General features: G+C 37.9%; 3 protein-coding genes. All 3 read left to right on the top strand.

Features of this window, described 5'->3' with window-relative positions:
* Positions 1-1,658 (top strand): DEAD/DEAH box helicase (locus WFK35_RS22050; protein WP_336734728.1); only part of this gene is annotated, 1,658 nt, incomplete at its 5' end.
* Positions 1,659-1,810: 152 nt separating this feature from the next.
* Positions 1,811-2,449, top strand: coding sequence for a DUF47 domain-containing protein (locus WFK35_RS22045; protein ID WP_076392175.1), 639 nt, complete (start codon positions 1,811-1,813; stop codon positions 2,447-2,449).
* Positions 2,450-2,469: 20 nt separating this feature from the next.
* The coding region (locus tag WFK35_RS22040; protein ID WP_336734726.1) for an inorganic phosphate transporter at positions 2,470-2,690 on the top strand (221 nt) is incomplete at its 3' end.

The raw sequence follows: 2,690 nt of genomic DNA, 5'->3' as shown, positions 1-2,690 counted from the left end.
TTCTTAAGGCAATTGGCGAACTGGGCTACGAAAGCCCGACAGAAATCCAAAAACAGACTATCCCTTTTATTCTTTCAGATATTCGCGACTTGATCGCACTTGCGCAGACGGGGACAGGCAAAACAGCAGCATTTTCGCTTCCGATTTTGGATATGATTGACGAAACGAGTCGCAAAATCCAGCTTTTGGTGCTTTGTCCGACACGGGAATTATGTCTTCAGATTGCTAAAGACATAAAGAATTATTCTAAGTACATGCAGAACATCAAAACCACAGCCGTTTATGGTGGAAGCAGTATTATGGAGCAAATGAGATCTCTGAAGGACAAACCGCAGATTATTGTGGGAACTCCGGGAAGAGTAATCGATTTGATTAACAGAAAGGCTTTAGACTTTTCTGCCATTCACTGGTTGGTTTTGGATGAAGCAGACGAAATGCTTTCCATGGGGTTCAAAGACGAATTGGAAACCATTTTAAGCGAAACACCGGAAACAAAACAGACTTTCCTTTTCTCTGCAACGATGAACAAGGAAGTGGAAAGAATTTCCAAAAACTATCTTACAAAGCCGCACAGAATTTCTGTAGGTTCTATTAACGAGGTTAAAAAGAACATTAAGCATGAATATTATGTGGCAGGTTACCGTCAGAAAAAAGAAGCTTTAAAGAGATTAATTGATTCTAACCCGAATCAGTACTCCATTATTTTCTGCAGAACAAGAATGGAAACTCAGGAAGTTGCCGATTTCTTAATGCAGAACGGCTATGCAGCAGATGCACTTCACGGAGACCTTTCTCAGGCGCAGAGAGATACGGTAATGAAGAAATTCAGACTTAAAAACATTGATATTCTTGTAGCAACAGACGTTGCAGCGAGAGGTCTGGATGTGAATTCTCTTACCCACGTTATCCACTATTCTTTACCGGACGATCCTGAAGTTTTCGTACACAGAAGCGGAAGAACAGGAAGAGCAGGAAAAGACGGAATTTCAATGTCTTTAATTAAGCCTGAAGAAAGCAGAAAATTAAAACAGATCAAATCGGCTACGAAAATTGAAATCACGGAAGGCAAAATTCCTACCGGTGACGATATTATCAAAGCTCAGGTTGGAGGAGTTTTCGAAAGTCTATTCGAAATTCACGAAGATTTCTTTGAATTTGATGATTCTCTGATCCCTGATTTATCGGCATTCACCAAAGAAGAACTGGCGCACAAACTTCTTCAGTTCCAGTTAAAGGATCTTGCAATGTACTACAAAGACAGACATGATCTTGTGGAACAAAAACTAAGCAGCAGAGATGACGACAGAGGTTCAAGAAGAGACCGTGACAGAGGAAGAGACCGCGACAGAGGGGAACGTGGAGAAAGAAGCGACAGAAGAGAACGTGGTGCAAAACCAAGAAGAAAGAACGAAAATATGGTTCGCTTTTTCTTCAACCTTGGTAAAAAAGACCAGTTGAAAAAACTCGACGTTTTAGACATCATCAACAAAGCGACATCGAACGGAAAAAGCAAAAAAAGAGCTGAGATCGGAGACATCGAAATTTTAGAGAAATTCTCTTTCTTCGAAGTTGAAAAATCTTTCAAAGGAGATCTTTTAAGCAATATTTCTACAATGAAATTCAGAGGTAAAGAAATGAGAGCTGAAGAGGCTAATTAATCTTACTGAAAACATATCTAAAACCGGCTGTAAAGTCGGTTTTTTTATTTGATAATCAGGCGTTCATCCAATGTTAACAAAACTTAACGTTATCCCCTTTCAGGTAAGGCGGTTTTTTAAGAAATTTGCACACGAATTATAAAAACTTTACAATGGGAATTGGTAATATTTTCCACGCTTTTCAACCGAAAGATAAAATCTTCTTTGTGCTTTTCGAAAAAGTAACAGAAAACCTTGTAGCAATGTCTGAGGAATTCAACCACGGAATCAAAGATTTCGATCTGAATGACGATTCTATGTTGAAAAAGATGAGCGATTACGAACACAAAAATGATGAGCTTACTCACGAAATCTTCGTAGAACTGGGGAAAAACTTCATCACTCCTTTCGACAGAGAAGACATCCACACTTTAGCAACAGGATTAGACGATATCGCAGATTACATCTACGCTTCTACAAAATATATTTTCCTTTACAAATCGCCGGAAATGAAGGCTTATTCAGACTTTTCATTACTGATTCACAAAGCTTGTCTTGAGATCCAGAATGCAATGAAAAACCTGAAAGGATTCAAAAATATGGAGCAGGTAAAAGAAGCTTGTATCAAAGTAAACTCTATCGAAAACATTGCAGACGATTTGTTATCCAATTCTATGGTAGAATTGTTCGAAACAAACGACGCGATCAACATTATCAAAGTTTCATCTGTACTTAATTATCTTGAAGTCGTAACTGACAAAGCAGAAGATGTTGCCAACACGATTGAAAACATCATGATTAAATACGCTTAATTAATAATTATAATTAAACAATGGAATTTCCGATTTTACTTATAGTTATTATTGCATTGGCTTTAATATTCGATTACATCAATGGTTTTCATGATGCAGCCAACTCAATTGCGACTATTGTTTCTACAAAAGTTTTAACTCCGTTCCAGGCAGTTCTCTGGGCAGCACTCTGGAATTTTGCAGCATTCTTTATTGCGGCTTACATCATCGGAGAATTTAAAATTGGTAATACAATTGCCAA

The organism is Chryseobacterium sp. VD8, from assembly GCF_037149975.1.
GTDB classification, from domain to species: Bacteria; Bacteroidota; Bacteroidia; order Flavobacteriales; family Weeksellaceae; genus Chryseobacterium; species Chryseobacterium indicum.
The sequence above is the reverse complement of the archived record's forward strand: the minus strand, read 5'-3'. Positions and strand labels throughout refer to the sequence as shown.

Bases quoted from the DNA above. Each gene is read 5' to 3' on its own strand.
- WFK35_RS22045 (WP_076392175.1), top strand. From the start codon at position 1,811: ATGGGAATTGGTAATATTTTCCACGCTTTTCAACCGAAAGATAAAATC.